Source organism: Pseudooceanicola marinus, from assembly GCF_002786295.1.
In the GTDB taxonomy this organism is placed as follows: domain Bacteria; phylum Pseudomonadota; class Alphaproteobacteria; order Rhodobacterales; family Rhodobacteraceae; genus Pseudooceanicola; species Pseudooceanicola marinus.
In genome coordinates this window covers 20297-36278 of the sequence record NZ_PGTC01000008.1, presented here as the reverse complement: position 1 = coordinate 36278, position 15982 = coordinate 20297, and the positions used below count along the sequence as shown (strand labels likewise).

Genomic DNA, 15982 nt, shown 5'->3' with positions numbered 1-15982 from the left:
CGCTGAAGGCGCATATCGCCCAGCCTCACCGCAGTCCCTGACCCGGCCAGAGGGATTTCCGCCGGCCCATCGTACATGCCATGGACAATTCCGCCGCACGGCCACATGGTCCGCGCGAGACGAGGACGAGCAAGGAAAGACACATGGCGCGCAAGATCATCATCGACACGGATCCCGGGCAGGACGATGCCGTGGCCATCCTGCTGGCCCTGGCCAGCCCGGAAGAGATCGAGCTGCTGGGAATCACCGCCGTGGCCGGCAACGTGCCGCTGTCGCTGACCGGCGTGAACGCCCGCAAGGTCTGCGAACTGGCCGACCGCCCCGACGTCCTGGTCTATGCCGGCTGCGACGCGCCGATCAAGCGGCCGCTGCATACCGCCGAGCATGTGCACGGCAAGACCGGCCTCGACGGTCCGGAACCGCCGCTGCCCGAACCCGTCATGCCCCTGCAGGACAAACACGGCGTCGATTTCATCATCGACACCCTGCGCACCGAACCCGCAGGCTCCGTCACCCTCTGCCCCATGGGTCCGCTCACCAACATCGCCACCGCCTTCAAGAAGGCCCCCGACATCGTCGAGAGGGTGCAGGAAATCGTCCTGATGGGCGGTGCCTACTTCGAGGTGGGCAACATCACCCCGGCCGCGGAATTCAACATCTGGGTCGACCCCGAAGCCTCGGACATCGTGTTCAAATCCGGCGTTCCGATCGTCGTCATGCCGCTGGACGTGACCCACAAGGTGCTCTGCACCCCGCCCCGGATCGAGGCGATCCGCGAGCTGGGCAGCAAGGTGGGCATCGGCGTGGCCGAGATGATCGATTTCTTCGAACGCTTCGATACCGAAAAATACGGCTCCGACGGCGGGCCGCTGCATGACCCCTGCGTCATCGCCTACCTGCTGAAGCCCGATCTGTTCTCCGGGCGCCACATCAATGTCGAGATCGAGACCCAGTCCGAGTTGACCCTGGGCATGACCGTCGCCGACTGGTGGCGGGTCACCGACCGGACGGCCAATGCGCTGTTCATCGGCGACGTCGACGCGCAAGGGTTCTTCGATCTGCTGACCGAAAGGCTGGCGCGTCTGTGACGGTTCTGCATCTGGCCCGTGAGGGCGACGAGACGCGGCTGCTGCCGATGCTGCGGGCCTGCCATACGGAACTGGGCCTGCAGAGCGAGGAATGGGCACTGCGCGAGGCGATGACGCCGATCCTGGAGGGCGCGCCGTACGGGGCGATCTATATCGCCGGCCCGGCGCGGGCGCCCATCGGCTATGCCGCGATCAGCTTCGGCTGGTCGTTGGTGGCCGGCGGTCTGTCGGCGGAGCTGGACGAGATCTGGGTGCGTCCCGCGATCCGCGGGCGCGGCATCGGCGGCGAACTGCTGTCGACCCTGCCCCGCGCCCTCTCGGCCGCCGGGCTGCGGCGCCTGCGCCTGCAGGTGCCCGGCCCCGACCACGCCCTGGCGCGGCTGGCGCGCGCCGCGGGCTATCGCACCACCGAGGGCGCGCTGAGCTTCTCCCGCGCCTTCTGATCGCCTGCGTCGCCCGGGTTTTGTCGGGCGGGTTTGGTCGGGCGGGCTGGCAAAAGGCACAGCGAAGACCTAGCTTTCCCTCATGAGCATCACCTTCCCCTTCGACAATTCCTTCGCCGCCCTGCCCGAGGGGTTCTTCCTGCGCCAGGAACCGCGCCCGGCCCCCGCGCCGGAGCTGCTGGCCTTCAACACGCCCCTGGCGGCGGAACTGGGCATGGGCGGCACCCCGACCGAGACGGAGCTGGCGCAGTGCTTTTCCGGCAATGCCCTGCCCGAAGGCGCCGAGCCCATCGCCCAGGCCTACGCCGGGCACCAGTTCGGCGGCTTCTCGCCCCAGCTGGGTGACGGGCGCGCCCTGCTGATCGGCGAGGTGGTGGATACCCAGGGCCAGCGCCGGGACCTGCAACTGAAGGGATCGGGGCGTACGGCCTTTTCCCGGGGCGGCGACGGGCTGGCCCCCATGGGGCCGGTGCTGCGCGAATACATCGTCAGCGAGGCCATGGCGGCCCTTGGCGTGCCCACCACCCGGTCGCTGGCTGCCGTGGCCACGGGCGATACGGTCCACCGTGAAACCGCCCTGCCCGGCGCCGTGCTGACCCGGGTGGCCAGCTCGCACCTGCGCGTCGGCCATTTCGAGTTCTTCGCCGGCCGCCGTGACGGCGCGCGCATGCGGGTCCTGCTGGACCATGCCATCGCCCGCCACGATCCTGAGGCCGACAGCCCCCTGGCCTTCTTGAAGGGCGTCATCGCCCGGCAGGCCGAACTGGTGGCGCAGTGGCTGTCGCTGGGGTTCATCCATGGGGTGATGAACACCGACAACACGACGATTTCGGGCGAAACCATCGACTACGGCCCCTGTGCCTTCATGGAGGCCTACCACCCGCAGACCGTCTTCTCCTCCATCGACCGGCAGGGGCGCTATGCCTACGACAGCCAGCGCCATGTCCTGCCCTGGAACATGGCGCAGCTGGCCTCGGCCCTGCTGCTTCTGGAAGAGGACGCCGAAGCGATGGTGGAGACCTACACCCAGGCCGTGCATGCCATGCCCGCGCTGATCGACGCGGCGACCCTGCGGCGCTTCGGGCAGAAGCTGGGCCTGGCCGACGCGCGTGAGGCGGATCGCTCGCTGATCGAAGCCTGGCTGGCGCTGTTGCAGAACCAGGGGGCGGATTTCACCAACAGCTTCCGCGCCCTGTCGCTGGACGTGGCCCTGGCCGAACGCCTGTTCGACGATGGCGCGGGCTTTGCCGCCTGGCGCCGGGAGTGGGAGGCACGGATCACCAGCGAAAGCCTGCCGCAGGAGCGGATGCAGGCGACCAATCCGGCCGTCATCCCCCGCAACCACCGCGTCGAGGAGGCCCTGGCCGCAGCCCAGATCGGCGACATGGCGCCGTTCCACCGGCTGACCCAGGTCCTTCAGACGCCTTTCACCCTGTCGGGCGAGAACGCCGATCTGGCACAGCCCGCGGCGCCGGGCGAAGAGGTCGAGGCGACCTTCTGCGGGACCTGACGCCGGACGAGCCGAGACTGGTCGCCGCAGCCCGGATCACCGGGTTCCCGGCAGTGGTCCATGAGGCACGCCGATGCCCCGGACCTCGCGCGCGCCCCTCGGTTCAGGGTAAAGCCGCCCCGGCCTAGCCCTGTGTGTCGTCGTGCTTGTGCTGCCAGTCCTTCAGTTTCTTGAAGAAGCGCGGGTTCCTCTTGACGAAATCGTCGATCATCCGCGTCAGCCCGCCGCGTTCCTGCCCCTTGAGGTAGGCAAAGCCTGCCGAGGCGCCAAGGATCGCACCGACGTGGTCGACGATCAGATCGCCCATGGTGTCCCTAAGCCCGGATTTCTGCATGTTGGTGCCGAAAAGCTGGTCCATGGAGAACTCGAACACCTCCCAGCTGGCGCCGATCGACACGGCGAAGCAATAGGCGAAGAAGGCGATGGCAATGGGCGGCGCGGCGTAGCGGTCGCCCTGGAACATGATCAGCACCAGAACCGTGCCGATCAGGCCGAAGCCGATGGCCGAGCCGCCGTGCATCACGATGTCCCACCACCAGTAACGGTTATAGAAATCAAAGACTTCCCCGAGGAAGATCGTGCCCCACACGAACAGCACCACCGCCGCCATGAAGCTGGGCGGGACGCGCACGTGCATCCAGCGCGCGACGTAAAGCGGCGTCATCGACAGCCCCAGGGTCGCGGCGGCGATGAAGGCCAGGGACCAGCGCCCCAGCACCAGGGATTCCGCTATCGAAAAGAGCAGCGAAATCCAGATCAGCCGCGTCACGAGGGATTGTTCGGAAAACATGCTGGAAGCTCCGCCGGGGGGATGTCACATCATGACTCATGAAAGACCTGACGCTTCGGATCGCAACCTACAACCTGCAGAAATGTGTCGGACTGGATCTTCGGCGCAACCCCCGGCGGGTCCTGGAGGTGATCGAGGACACCGAGGCGCAGATCGTCGTGCTGCAGGAGGCCGACAAGCGCTTGCCGCCGCGGCCCGCCGCCCTGCCCCATGACATGATCCGCGCCGAAGGCTGGCAGATCGTGCCCTTTGGCACGGCGCAGTCGCTGGGCTGGCACGGCAACGCCATGCTCTACCGCCCCGAGGGGATCCGCCTCACGGCAACGGACCGCATGGACCTGCCGGGGCTGGAGCCGCGCGGCGCCATCCTGGCCGAATTCGACACGGCCCTGGGCCCGCTGCGGGTGATCGGCACCCACCTGGGCCTGGTGGCCCGGTCGCGCCGCATGCAATGCGCCGCGCTGCGCCGGGCGCTGGAGGATCGCGCGCCGATGCCCGTGCTGATCGCCGGCGACTTCAACGCCTGGGGATCAGCGGCGGACCTGGACGCGGAACTGGGCATGGTGGACCTGCTGCCTTCGCCACCTTCCTACCCGGCGCCACGCGCCGTGGCACCGCTGGACCGCTTCGGCATCGGCGGCGGATTAATGGCCGGGCCGGTGACGGCCCATCGCGCCCAGCCTGCGCGCATCGCGTCGGACCACCTGCCGGTGACGGTGCAGATCTGGCGCCGCGACAGCGACGCGCAATAGCCTTGTCCCCACCCGCGTGCTAGGCCCGGGGCATCCTCCTATTCGCGGACCCCTCCCATGACCATCCTGCAAATCGCCTCTCTCCTGATCGTGCTGGCCGCGGCCTTCGGCACGGTCAACTACTTCGTCCTGCGCCTGCCGTCCTCCATCGGCATCCTGCTGGTGGCCCTGGTCACCTCGCTGGCGATGCTGGGCCTGGACCAGTTGCTGCCGCATTTCGCCCTGGCCGACCAGCTGCGCGACATGGTGCTGGGCATCGATTTTTCCGATGCGCTGCTGGAGGGGATGCTGGGGCTGCTGCTGTTTGCCGGCGCCCTGCACGTGAAGGTGTCCGAGTTGCGCCAGCAATGGGCGATCGTACTGCTGATGGCGACGCTGGGGGTGGCCGTCTCCACCGTCATCGTGGGCCTGGGCTTTGCCTGGCTGACGGGCATGCCCCTGCTGGTCGCGCTGGTCTTCGGCGCGCTGATTTCGCCCACCGACCCGGTGGCCGTGCTGGGCGTGCTGCGCGAGGCGGAACTGCGCAAGAGCCTGGAGACGACCATCGCCGGCGAGAGCCTGTTCAACGACGGGGTCGGCTATGTCGTCTACCTGGTCCTGGTGGGTCTGGCCTTCGGCGCGACGGGCCATGGCGCGGGCGGGGGCGAAGAGCAGTCGCAGGTGGCGGCGGCCGCGCAGCTCTTCGCCCGCGAGGCCCTGGGCGGCGCCCTGATCGGGCTTGGCCTGGGCTACTTGGTCTTCCGCATCATGCGCCACATCGACGACGCGGCGCTGGAGGTGCTGATCACCCTGGCGCTGGCCTTCGGCGGGTATGAGCTGTCGGTGGCTTTGCATGTCTCGGCGCCGATCATGGCGGTCTGCGCTGGCCTGCTGATCGGTGACATCGGGGCGCGCCACGGCATGTCCGAACGCACCCGCGACTATGTCGAGACCTTCTGGCACCTGATCGACGAGATCCTGAACGCCGTCCTCTTCCTGCTGATCGGGCTGGAGGTCTTCGCCGTGGCCTTCGAGCAGGACTTCCTGCTGGCCGCGGTCCTAGCCGTGGGGCTGGCGCTGGTGGCGCGCCTGGGCGCCGTGGCGATCCCGATCCTGCTGCTGCGGCCCTTGCGCAGCTTCGGCCCCGGCACGGTGCAGATTATGACCTGGGGCGGGCTGAAGGGCGGCATTTCCGTCGCCCTGGCGCTGTCGCTGCCCGAGGGCGAATGGAAGGGCCTGATCCTGACGGCGACCTATTGCGTGGTGATCTTCTCCATCGTGGTGCAGGGGCTGACCGTGGGCAAGCTGGCCAACCGCGTCGGCCGCCAACCCGACCTGATGTGACGGCGACCTGGCGCCGGGGCAGCGACAGGCTTGCACCCCCGGCCCATCCCGGCCAAAAGGTCCCTTGACCATGCAAGGAGCGCCCCCGTGACAACCCGCCAAGACATCCTGCGTGCCGTCCTGTGGATGAGCGGCGCAGTGGCCAGCTTCCTGACCATGGCCTTTGCCGGGCGCGCCCTCAGCAGCAGCCTGGACACTTTCGAGATCATGACCTGGCGCTCCGTCACCGGGGTCATCATCATGGTGGCCGTCATCAGCCTGCGCGGGGACTGGGGGCTGATCGACACGCGGCGCATGGGCCTGCACATCGGGCGCAACATTGCCCATTTCACCGGCCAGAACCTGTGGTTCTTCGCCGTGGCGGTCATCCCCGTGGCCCAGGTCTTCGCGCTGGAGTTCACCTCGCCCCTGTGGGTGCTGGTGCTGTCGCCGCTGGTGCTGGGCGAACGCCTGGCGCCGATGCGCGTGCTGGCCGCCGGACTGGGGTTCATCGGCATCCTCGTGGTCACCCGACCCGGCGCCGAAAGCCTGTCACCCGGTATCCTCGCGGCGGGCTGTGCGGCCATCGCCTTTGCCATCACCATGGTCACCACCAAACGGCTGACCCGCGACGTGCCAACACTGTCGATCATCTTCTGGATGACGGTGACCCAGACCGTCTTCGGTTTCCTCTGCGGCGGATATGACCTCGACTTCGCCTTCCCCACGCTGGACACGCTGCCGCTGCTGGTGCTGGTGGGATGCTGCGGGCTGTTCGCGCATTTCTGCGTGACCACCGCGCTCAGCTTCGCCCCGGCAACCGTGGTCGTGCCCATCGACTTCACCCGGCTGCCGCTGGCGGCGATCCTCGGGGCGATCTTCGTCAACGAACCCTTCGATCTGTGGGTGCTGGCCGGGGCCGCGATCATCTTTGCCGGCAATTACCTCAACATTCGGGGCGAGACGCGCGCCCGCTGAGAAACGCATCCGGGACCGGCAATGCGCAATCTGCGCAACACTGCCGCCTAACCGGTGTCACGGCCTGCGCCAAGCAGACGCCAATGTACGCCAAATGAGAGATTCTCGGTTAAACGATCGATTGCCATCAATACGTGCCATTTGCCAAATTCATTCGACATTCCGCAATTCGGAAATTGGCGCAGATCTAATTCCGCTGGATCCCATCGAATATTGCAAAGCCGCCACAGGTTGCGCGGCATTCCGCTACGTCAACTGCAACTGAATGGCATATTACGCTCAGGACAATTGATAGGGAAATAATCACGCAATAATCTTTCCCAAGAGCGGACACGGGAGCAATGTCCGCCAAGGGAGGAAAACCATGAAACTCTATACAGGCGCCCTTCTGGCGCTTCTTGGCGCGTCCGCCGCGCAGGCTGGCGGGATCGAACGCACCACACAATCGGCCATGATCCTGTTCTCGGACGGCAACCGGGTGGAGCTGAGCTTTGGCCGCGTGATGCCGAAACTGACCGGCGAGATGAATGACAGCCTGGGGTCCGGCGATATCGCCAACGACTTCACCTCACCCTCGTTCGCGCTGAAGATGGATGTCAGCGAGAAGGTCGCGCTGGCCTTCATCTACGACAAGCCCTTCGGCTCCGACGTGGTTTACGACGACGGCGACAGCGCGTTCCTGTCCGGCCAGGCCGGCCTGGCGGAAACCAAGGCCTACACCTTCCTGGCGAAATACCAGGCGACCGACAGGGTCAGCGTCTTCGGCGGGATCCGGGTGCAGGAATCCGGCGGCTCGACCGTGCTGGATGGCACGCCTTACGACATCCTCCTCCCCGCGACCCCCTACGAGGTGTCCTTCGGAGATGACTGGGGCACGGGCTATGTTCTCGGCGCGGCATACGAAATCCCGGAGATGGCCCTGCGCCTGGCGCTGACCTACAACTCGGAGGTGGAGCACAGCTACGACACCGACGAGAGCTTCGGCGGAGTGGGCGCCGGGCCGACCAGCCAGACCAAGAGCGTGACGCCTCAGTCGGTCAACCTGGAGTTCCAGACCGGCCTGAACCAGCGCACCCTGCTGATGGCCTCGGCCCGCTGGGTGGAACATTCCGCGTTCAAGCTGCGGCCCGAGGTCTTCGATCGGGAGCTGGTCAGCCTGCGCGATACCACGACCTACCGGATCGGCATTGGCCGGGCGTTCACCCAGAAGCTGTCCGGCTCGGTCACCTATGCCGTCGAGCCGGAGGGCAGCGATAACGTGTCGTCGCTGTCGCCCTACAACGGCTACAAGCAGCTATCGCTTGGGCTGAGCTACAAGGCGACCGAGGCGCTGGAGATCTCGGGCGGGATCACCTACCGCCTCTACGGCGATGCCAACGCCACCGTCAGCGGCACCAGCGTGGGCCGCTTCGAGGACAACAGCCTGACCGGCATCGGTCTGAAGATGGCCTACACCTTCTGAGCCGAGCGGCCGACAAGGCGCCCGCCGGGAAACGGCGGGCGCCGCAGCGCGGAATGAAACGGTGCTGCACTGCGGAAAGGACGTTGCCGTCCGCCCAACCCCTGCAGGGTAATGCAGCCCCCGAGGCGGCAAAACGCCGCCCTCGCACCGGACCTATTGCAAGCGAGCCACACGCCAGCTCGAAAAGCCGCAGTTTACCTAAGCTTCCCCCAACGTCATCTGGCACAGCCGATTGATTGGGTCCACCTTGGCGCGAATAGTGGACTCAGGCAGAGGATGCTCTGCAAACGGGAGGAGTTTACCATGAGATTCAAGTCGAGCGCCCTGCTGGCGCTGCTTGCCGCCACCACCGCGACCTCGGCCTACGCCGGGGGCATCGAGCGCACGCCGCAATCCGCGATGGTGCTGTTTGGCGAAGGCAACCGTTTCGAACTGAGCTTCGGCTCGGCCAGCCCGTCGCTGTCCGGCACGGACGCGACCGGGAACAACACCGGCAACGTGGCCGATGATTTCACCCTGCCCAGCTTCGCCCTGAAGATGGACGTGACCGACCAGCTGTCGCTGGCGATGATCTACGACAAGCCCTTCGGCGCGGACATCTACTACGACTACACCAGCGCTGGCCCGACGCAGCCCGCCCTTCTGGCCGGCACCACCGCCAAGGCGGATGTCGATGCCCTGACCGTGCTGGCCAAGTACCAGGCAACCGATCGCGTCAGCGTCTTCGGCGGCCTGCGGTTCCAGAAGGCCAGCGGCGAGATCACGCTGGATGGTGCGGCCTATGGTGGACCGCCGCCGGGCGGGCTGTCGGGCTACAATGTCGAGCTGGAGGAGACGACGAGCACCGGCTATGTGCTGGGCGTGGCCTACGAGATCCCCGACATCGCGCTGCGGGTCGCGCTGACCTACAACTCGGCCATCGAGCATGATTTCGATACGGTCGAGAACATCAATCCCGGCGCGACCACCAGCACCAAGACCAAGACGCCGTCGTCGTGGAACCTGGAATTCCAGTCGGGCATCGCACAGGACACCCTGTTGATGGGCTCGATCCGCTACGTGAAGCACTCGGAGTTCAAGATCGAGCCGGTGGCCTTCACCGCGGCTTCGGGCGGCGGCCTCGTGGACCTGAGCGATACCACCACCTACAACCTCGGTATCGGCCGTCGGTTCACGCCGAAACTGGCCGGGTCGATCATGGTCGGCTACGAGGCAGAGGGCGACACGCTGGTCTCGCCGCTGGCGCCTTCGACCGGCAAGACCTCCCTGTCCATCGGCCTGTCCTACAAGGTGACCGAGACCTTCGAGGTCTCCGGTGGGGTCAGCAAGATCTGGCTCGGCGACGCAACCGCCGCGCCCGGCGGCAACCCGGTGGCCCCGTTCGAGGACAACGACGCCACGGCCTTCGGCCTGAAGGTCGCCTACACCTTCTGATCGCGCCCTGCCGCGCATCGACGCCTCCGGTTCTGTCGGGCCGGGGGCGTTTTCATGTTCAGCCGCCCCGCGCGAGCCCCTTTCCGGCGTTTCCGATTTGACCCGCGCCACGCTCTCCCCTAACGATTTTCAGGTCGTATTCCCCAGCGGGCGGAGGCGGCGAGCGGACATCCAGACGACACTGCCGACGCAGAAGATCGCGAAAGGGGCGAAATGATTTACAAATCCGGACAGGAGTGGCTGGAGGCCACCGAAAAGCGCGTTCTTCTTTTCGGCATGTCGGGACTGGGCAAGACCCATGTGTCGAACCTGCTGCGCGATGCGGGCACCTGGTTCCACTTCTCGATCGATTACCGCATCGGCACCGGCTACATGGGCGAACACATCGCCGACAATGCCAAGCGCCACGCGATGCAGATCCCCTTCCTGCGCGACCTGTTGATGACGGATTCGATCTTCATCGGTTCCAACATCACCTTCAACAACCTGAAGCCGCTGTCGGCCTACCTGGGCAAGCCCGGCAACCCGGCCAAGGGTGGCCTGCCCTTCGAGGAATACATGATCCGGCAGGAGCAGCACCGCCTGGCCGAGATCTACTCGCTGATGGACACGCCCCGCTTCGCCCGGCGCGCCATCGACCTCTACGGCTATCCCAATTTCGTCTGCGACAGCGGCGGCTCGATCTGCGAGGTGGTGGACCCCTGGGACCCCGAGGACGAGCTTCTGAACGTTCTCGTAGACACCGCGCTGATGGTCTGGATCAAGGGCGACGACGCCCATACGGAGGAACTTGTCCGCCGTTTTGACCGCGCCCCGAAACCCATGTACTACGACCCCGTGTTTCTGCGCGCCGCCTGGGAAGAATACCGGGGCGAGACCGGCGAGGCCGAGGACGAGGTCGACCCGGACGCCTTCGTGCGCTGGACATATGCCCGTGCCCTGGCCCATCGGCAACCGCGCTACGAGGCCATGGCGCGCCGCGGCGTGACCGTGCTGGCCGACGAAGTGGCCTCCGTCAAAAGCGCCGAGGATTTCGAAGTCTTGATCGCAGACGCGCTTGAACGGCGCGAAAGCGAACATATCTGAGCGGCCCCCGCCGCGTGCAACCGAGCCACAGGAGCCAGCATGCCCATCAAGATCCCCAACGACCTGCCCGCTTTCGACGTTCTGACGAAAGAAGGCGTAATGGTCATGTCGGAGGATCAGGCGGCCCGCCAGGACATCCGGCCCCTGCGGATCGGTCTGCTGAACCTGATGCCGAAGAAGATCCAGACGGAGACGCAATTCGCGCGACTGATCGGATCGACGCCCCTTCAGATCGAGCTGTCGCTGGTCCGCATGACGGAGCACCGCAGCAAGCACACCGCGGCCGAGCACATGGAGAGCTTCTACCAGACCTTCGAGGAGATAGAGGCCTCGGGGGAGAAGTTCGACGGCTTCATCATAACCGGCGCTCCGATAGAGCACCTGGAGTTCGAGGAGGTCACCTACTGGGATGAGCTGACCCGGGTCTTCGAGTGGACCCAGAGCCATGTGCATGCCACCTTCGGCGTCTGCTGGGGCGGCATGGCGATGATCCACTACTTCCACGGCGTGCCCAAGCACCTGCTGCCGGAAAAGAGCTTCGGTTGCTACCCGCAGGAGAACCTGGATCCCTCATCGGTCTTCCTCAACGGTTTCTCCGACCGGCTGGTCGTGCCGGTCAGCCGCTGGACCGAGATGCGCGAAGAGGACATCCGGGCCGCGGGCGGCGGGTTGCGCACCCTGCTGGGCAATGCCGACACCGGCCCCTGCCTGGTGGAGGACCCGGAGCACCGCGCCCTCTATGTCTTCAACCACTTCGAATACGACAGCGACACGCTGAAGCAGGAGTACGAGCGCGACATGACAAGTGGCGAAGGCATCCTGACCCCGGTGAACTACTTCCCCGGCGACGACCCCGCCCGCAAGCCGCTGAACCGCTGGCGCAGCCATGCGCATCTGCTTTACGGCAACTGGATCAATCAGATCTACCAGACTACGCCCTATGACCCGACCCTGATCGGCTTTGCCGAATACGACGACCAGCTGGCCGCCGACGTGCCGGTCTGATGCCCGATGCGCGCCGTCGCCTTTCGCGGCGGGCGCAGCCCGACACTGTCCCCGCCCCGATCCAATCTCCCGCGCGCGCGGCCCTGCCGCAACGCGCGGATTGCGCCGCGAAGCCCGGCCCGCCATATAGAGGGAAAAGGATTTTTCCGATGGAGCTTCCCTTCGACGGGGCGATCAGCGCCTTCTACGACACCGACGCGCCCGAACCCGTGCGCAACGCCATCCGGCGCGGGGACAAGGACGACATCCTGGATCCCTCCTACCCCTACAGCGAACGCATGCCGCGCAAGGCCTACGAGAAGGAGCTGAAGTCGCTGCAGATCGAGCTGGTGAAGATGCAGGCCTGGGCCAAGGACAGCGGTGCGCGCATCCTCTGCGTCTTCGAGGGGCGCGACGCGGCCGGCAAGGGCGGCACCATCAAGCGGTTCCGCGAGTACCTGAACCCGCGCGGGGCGCGTGTCGTGGCGCTGCCGAAACCATCGGACACCGAACGCGGGCAGTGGTATTTCCAGCGCTACATCTCGCACCTGCCCGCCGCTGGCGAAATCGCCTTCTTCGACCGGTCCTGGTACAACCGTGGCGTGGTCGAGCATGTCTTCGATTTCTGCACCACGGCGCAGCGCGAGCATTTCTTCAGCCAGGTGAACGAGTTCGAGGCGATGCTGGCCGAGGACGGCATTCATATCTTCAAGTTCTGGCTGAACGTCGGCCGGGCCGAACAGCTGCGCCGCTTCCTCGATCGCGAGAAGGATCCGCTGAAACAGTGGAAGCTGAGCGAGATCGACGTGAAGGGCCTGGCCCGCTGGGACGCCTATTCCGCCGCCATCGTGGAAAACCTGGGGCGCAGCCACAGCCATGCCGCGCCCTGGACCGTCGTGCGGTCGGACGACAAGCGCCGCGCGCGGCTGGCGGCCATCCGCCAGGTGCTGCTGCACCTGCCCTACGCCTCCAAGGATCCGAAGGCGATCGGCCTGCCCGATGACCAGATCGTCGGAGGCCCCGAGATCTGGGATGTCTAAGAAACGCGGCTATCACCACGGCAACCTGCGCCAGGCGCTGGTCGAGGCCGCGCTGTCGCTGATCGAGGCGAAGGGCCCGACCGGCTTCACCCTGTCGGAAGCGGCGAAGCAGGCCGGCGTGACGCCCGCCGCCGTCTACCGCCATTTCGAGGGCCGCGAGGACCTGATCGCCGAGGCGGCCCGCCAGGGCTATGAGATCTTCGCCGACGTGATCCGCTACGCCTACGAGAAGGGCCAGCCCTCGGCCCTGGCGGCCTTTGAGGCCACGGGCCGCGCCTACCTGGCCTTCGCGCGCAAGTATCCGGGCCATTACATCGCGATGTTCGAAAGCGGCATCTCGGTGAACCGCACGCCGGAACTGGCCGCCGTCGCCCGCCGCGCCTCGGAGGTGATGGAACAGGCCGCCCATGACCTGTCGCAGCATATCCCGCCGGAGAAACGCCCGCCCGCCTCGATGTTCACCGCCCATATCTGGGCGATGAGCCACGGGGTCGTGGAACTCTTCGCGCGGAACTCACCGGGGCGGCAAAGCCCCTTCCCGCCTGAGGACCTGCTGGAGACCGGGATCGGCGTCTACCTGCGCGGGTTGGGCCTGATCGAGGGCGACCGCTAGGCCGCGCGCGCCCTCAGCCCCGGTTCAATTTCCGGTCTATCTGCTGATGGAAGTTTGCGCGCCGACGGTTCAGTGACCGGGTGCGCAGCCGGCGCGAGAACATCTTTGTCTTGATCAGCACGATATCCCCCAGCCCGTCGATCAGCACGAACTTCTCGTTCGGCCCTTCGCGCAGGACGATATTGCCAAGGTGCAGCCCGCTGACCACCGCATCGCTGGCGATCAGGTCATCGAAAAAGCGATCCACCAGCCGGTGCAGGTGATCCGCCTCCAGGCGCCCCTCCTTCAGCAGGCTCTCCAGCGTCTGCGCCATGGAGCCGTCCGGCCCCAGAACCTTTTCCACCACCATGCCGGGGCCGAAGTTGGTCTGGCAGAAGCCGAAGTAGCGCGAGATGTAGTCGGGCAGTTCGCGGGAACGCCAGAGCAGGGCGATATATTCATCGTATTCCCGCGCCCAGACCCGCATCCCGCCGAACCGCCAGACCGAATAGCGGCGCGGGCGCGCGTTCTCGAACCGCTCCTCGTCGCGGCTCCCCGGGCGGACGACCTTGATCAACAAGCTGTCGAAGGCCGGGTGCTGGTAGACGATCCGGCTCTTGCCCTGGGTCAGCGGCGCGACATCGGACAGGTCGTAATAGGCTGCGACCGGGTCGATGATGGACCCGGCGGAGGGATCAGGGGACATGGCAGGACCTTCGGGCAACTTGCGCCCCCGGGAAAAGCCGGGGCGCGTCAGGGCGTTTTCAAACCTACCGCCGCCCGGGGCACAAGTAAAATCGATGTGCAGGACGCCACAGCCGGTTGCGGAGGACAGCCAAGCCCGGGCCAAAGCAAAAAGGCCGCCCCGGAGGGCGGCCTTTCGCGATCTCGATCCCGAAGCGATTAACGCTTGGAGAACTGGAACGAACGGCGGGCTTTGCGCTTACCGTATTTCTTACGCTCGACGACGCGGCTGTCGCGGGTCAGGAAGCCGGCGGCCTTCAGGGCGCCACGCAGCGAGGGATCGTACAGCTGCAGGGCCTTGGAGATGCCGTGCTTGACCGCACCGGCCTGGCCGGTCAGACCGCCGCCCTTGACGGTGGCGTAGACGTCGAACTCGCCTTCCACACCGGCAACCTGGAACGGCTGGTTCAGGATCAGCTGCAGCACGGGGCGGGCGAAGTAGACTTTCATCTCCTTGCCGTTCACCACGACCTTGCCGGAGCCCGGCTTGATCCAGACGCGTGCGACGGCGTCCTTCCGCTTGCCGGTGGCGTAGGAGCGGCCCAGCTCGTCCCGAACGGGTTCGCGCGGGGTTTCGATCTCGGTCACCACACCCTCTTCGGCGACGGCGTCCTTCAGATCTTCCAGGGAATTCACTTGATCAGCCATCGTTATCAGCTCCGGGTGTTCTTGGAGTTCATGGACTTCACGTCCACCACTTCGGGCGACTGCGCCTCGTGCGGGTGCTCGGAGCCGGCGTAGACGCGCAGGTTGGTCATCTGCTGGCGCGACAGGCGGTTGCCGGGCAGCATGCGCTTGACCGCCAGGGTCACGACGCGCTCGGGGTGCTCGCCTTCCAGGATCTGGCCGTAGGTGCGATCCTTGATGCCGCCCGGGAAGCCGGTGTGCCAGTAGTAGCGCTTGTCTGCGCGCTTCTTGCCGGTCAGCTGGACCTTGTCAGCGTTGATCACGATGACGTTGTCGCCCATGTCCATGTGAGGAGTGAAGGACGGCTTGTGCTTGCCACGCAGACGCATGGCGATGATCGAGGCAAGACGGCCCAGCACCACGCCCTCGGCGTCGATGATGATCCACTTCTTGTCGATATCTGCCGGAGTTGCAGAGTAGGTTTTCATGTCGGGTGCCCTTTGGAAATTGGCAGCCCGCGAGATCGAAGGACCCGCGGGCGAAGTGATGGGCGGGTTATACAGCCGCGAACGGTCCAGTCAAGCGCCACAAACTCCAATTTCACAAGCCATATCAAAGGCTTGAAATTTAGGTATTAAAATACCCCACAAAATTGCCTCCCGCTACCGCTCCGGCGGGATGGAATAGGTCAGCGTGGCCCGTGCCACGGGGGCCAGCCGGCCCGCCCGGGCGGCCTCCGGCCCCGTATCCGACCACATCACCACGTCGCCGACGGCCAGCACCCGGCCCAGTTTCAGCAGCCGCGCCTCGGCCACCAGGTCCTGCCCCGCCGCCGGCTTGCGCATGAAGTCGATCGAACAGTTCGTCGTCACCGCCAGCGCCTTCGGCCCGATCATCGACAGCACGCCCAGGTAGACCGTGACATCCGCCAGCGAGAACATCGACGGCCCCGAGATCGTGCCTCCCGGCCGCAGGTGCCGGTCATCCACCACCAGGCGCACGCGGATCAGCTTCTCCTCCACATGGTCGACGATGTAGTCGTCCGAGACCTGGGGGAAGGCCTCCTTCAGGAAGGCCATCAGGTCCTCCCGCGTCATTGCCAGCGTCATGCTTTCCTCCCTCGCGTAACCGCCCTAGAGTTCCAGCAGGA

General features: G+C 66.0%; 17 protein-coding genes. 12 read left to right on the top strand and 5 right to left on the bottom strand.

Annotation, left to right across the window (positions count from 1 at the left end; translation table 11 throughout):
• The first annotated feature begins 143 nt into the window (after positions 1-143).
• From CVM50_RS00680 to CVM50_RS00670, 3 genes are all read left to right on the top strand, one after another.
• Positions 144-1088: a nucleoside hydrolase gene (locus tag CVM50_RS00680; protein ID WP_085890034.1), complete on the top strand. Its 945-nt coding sequence runs from the start codon at positions 144-146 to the stop codon at positions 1086-1088.
• Entirely contained in the window at positions 1085-1531 is a 447-nt protein-coding gene (locus tag CVM50_RS00675; RefSeq protein WP_100148402.1) for a GNAT family N-acetyltransferase, read from the top strand. Before CVM50_RS00680 ends, CVM50_RS00675 begins: the two co-directional genes overlap by 4 nt.
• An 82-nt stretch (positions 1532-1613) precedes the next feature.
• On the top strand, positions 1614-3041 hold the full coding sequence (locus CVM50_RS00670; RefSeq protein WP_085890035.1) for a protein adenylyltransferase SelO: 1428 nt from the start codon (positions 1614-1616) through the stop codon (positions 3039-3041).
• Positions 3042-3165: 124 nt separating this feature from the next.
• On the opposite strand, the gene CVM50_RS00665 is transcribed toward CVM50_RS00670, so the two are convergent.
• A complete protein-coding gene (locus tag CVM50_RS00665; RefSeq protein ID WP_085890036.1) occupies positions 3166-3831 on the bottom strand; it encodes a hypothetical protein in 666 nt (221 codons plus the stop codon).
• A 38-nt stretch (positions 3832-3869) separates the two neighbouring features.
• On the opposite strand from CVM50_RS00665, the gene CVM50_RS00660 reads away from it, so the two are divergent.
• From CVM50_RS00660 to CVM50_RS00620, 9 genes are all read left to right on the top strand, one after another.
• Positions 3870-4583, top strand: a complete 714-nt coding sequence (locus CVM50_RS00660) for an endonuclease/exonuclease/phosphatase family protein (RefSeq protein WP_085890037.1) — start codon at positions 3870-3872, stop codon at positions 4581-4583.
• Between the two features lie 57 nt (positions 4584-4640).
• Positions 4641-5906 (top strand): cation:proton antiporter, encoded by a 1266-nt coding sequence (locus CVM50_RS00655; protein ID WP_085890038.1) that lies wholly within the window; start codon positions 4641-4643, stop codon positions 5904-5906.
• An 87-nt stretch (positions 5907-5993) separates the two neighbouring features.
• A complete protein-coding gene (locus tag CVM50_RS00650) occupies positions 5994-6863 on the top strand; it encodes a DMT family transporter (RefSeq protein ID WP_232618111.1) in 870 nt (289 codons plus the stop codon).
• 364 nt (positions 6864-7227) lie between these two features.
• On the top strand, positions 7228-8325 hold the full coding sequence (locus CVM50_RS00645) for an OmpP1/FadL family transporter (protein WP_085890039.1): 1098 nt from the start codon (positions 7228-7230) through the stop codon (positions 8323-8325).
• A gap of 303 nt (positions 8326-8628) precedes the next feature.
• Positions 8629-9759: an OmpP1/FadL family transporter gene (locus CVM50_RS00640; protein WP_085890040.1), complete on the top strand. Its 1131-nt coding sequence runs from the start codon at positions 8629-8631 to the stop codon at positions 9757-9759.
• A gap of 213 nt (positions 9760-9972) precedes the next feature.
• The gene (locus CVM50_RS00635) at positions 9973-10845 is read left to right on the top strand and encodes an ATPase (protein WP_085890041.1); all 873 of its coding nucleotides are present in this window, start codon (positions 9973-9975) and stop codon (positions 10843-10845) included.
• A gap of 39 nt (positions 10846-10884) precedes the next feature.
• On the top strand, positions 10885-11850 hold the full coding sequence (locus tag CVM50_RS00630; protein ID WP_085890042.1) for a homoserine O-succinyltransferase: 966 nt from the start codon (positions 10885-10887) through the stop codon (positions 11848-11850).
• Between the two features lie 149 nt (positions 11851-11999).
• A complete protein-coding gene (ppk2, locus tag CVM50_RS00625; protein ID WP_085890043.1) occupies positions 12000-12869 on the top strand; it encodes a polyphosphate kinase 2 in 870 nt (289 codons plus the stop codon).
• Positions 12862-13482, top strand: coding sequence for a TetR/AcrR family transcriptional regulator (locus CVM50_RS00620; protein ID WP_085890044.1), 621 nt, complete (start codon positions 12862-12864; stop codon positions 13480-13482). Before ppk2 ends, CVM50_RS00620 begins: the two co-directional genes overlap by 8 nt.
• A gap of 13 nt (positions 13483-13495) precedes the next feature.
• On the opposite strand, the gene CVM50_RS00615 is transcribed toward CVM50_RS00620, so the two are convergent.
• From CVM50_RS00615 to CVM50_RS00600, 4 genes are all read right to left on the bottom strand, one after another.
• Positions 13496-14167: a YrbL family protein gene (locus CVM50_RS00615; RefSeq protein WP_085890045.1), complete on the bottom strand. Its 672-nt coding sequence runs from the start codon at positions 14165-14167 to the stop codon at positions 13496-13498.
• Positions 14168-14364: 197 nt separating this feature from the next.
• Positions 14365-14853, bottom strand: a complete 489-nt coding sequence (gene rpsI, locus CVM50_RS00610) for a 30S ribosomal protein S9 (protein WP_085890046.1) — start codon at positions 14851-14853, stop codon at positions 14365-14367.
• A 5-nt stretch (positions 14854-14858) separates the two neighbouring features.
• Positions 14859-15320 (bottom strand): 50S ribosomal protein L13, encoded by a 462-nt coding sequence (gene rplM, locus CVM50_RS00605; protein ID WP_085890047.1) that lies wholly within the window; start codon positions 15318-15320, stop codon positions 14859-14861.
• A 174-nt stretch (positions 15321-15494) separates the two neighbouring features.
• On the bottom strand, positions 15495-15941 hold the full coding sequence (locus tag CVM50_RS00600; RefSeq protein ID WP_085890048.1) for a PaaI family thioesterase: 447 nt from the start codon (positions 15939-15941) through the stop codon (positions 15495-15497).
• Positions 15942-15982: the final 41 nt, after the last annotated feature.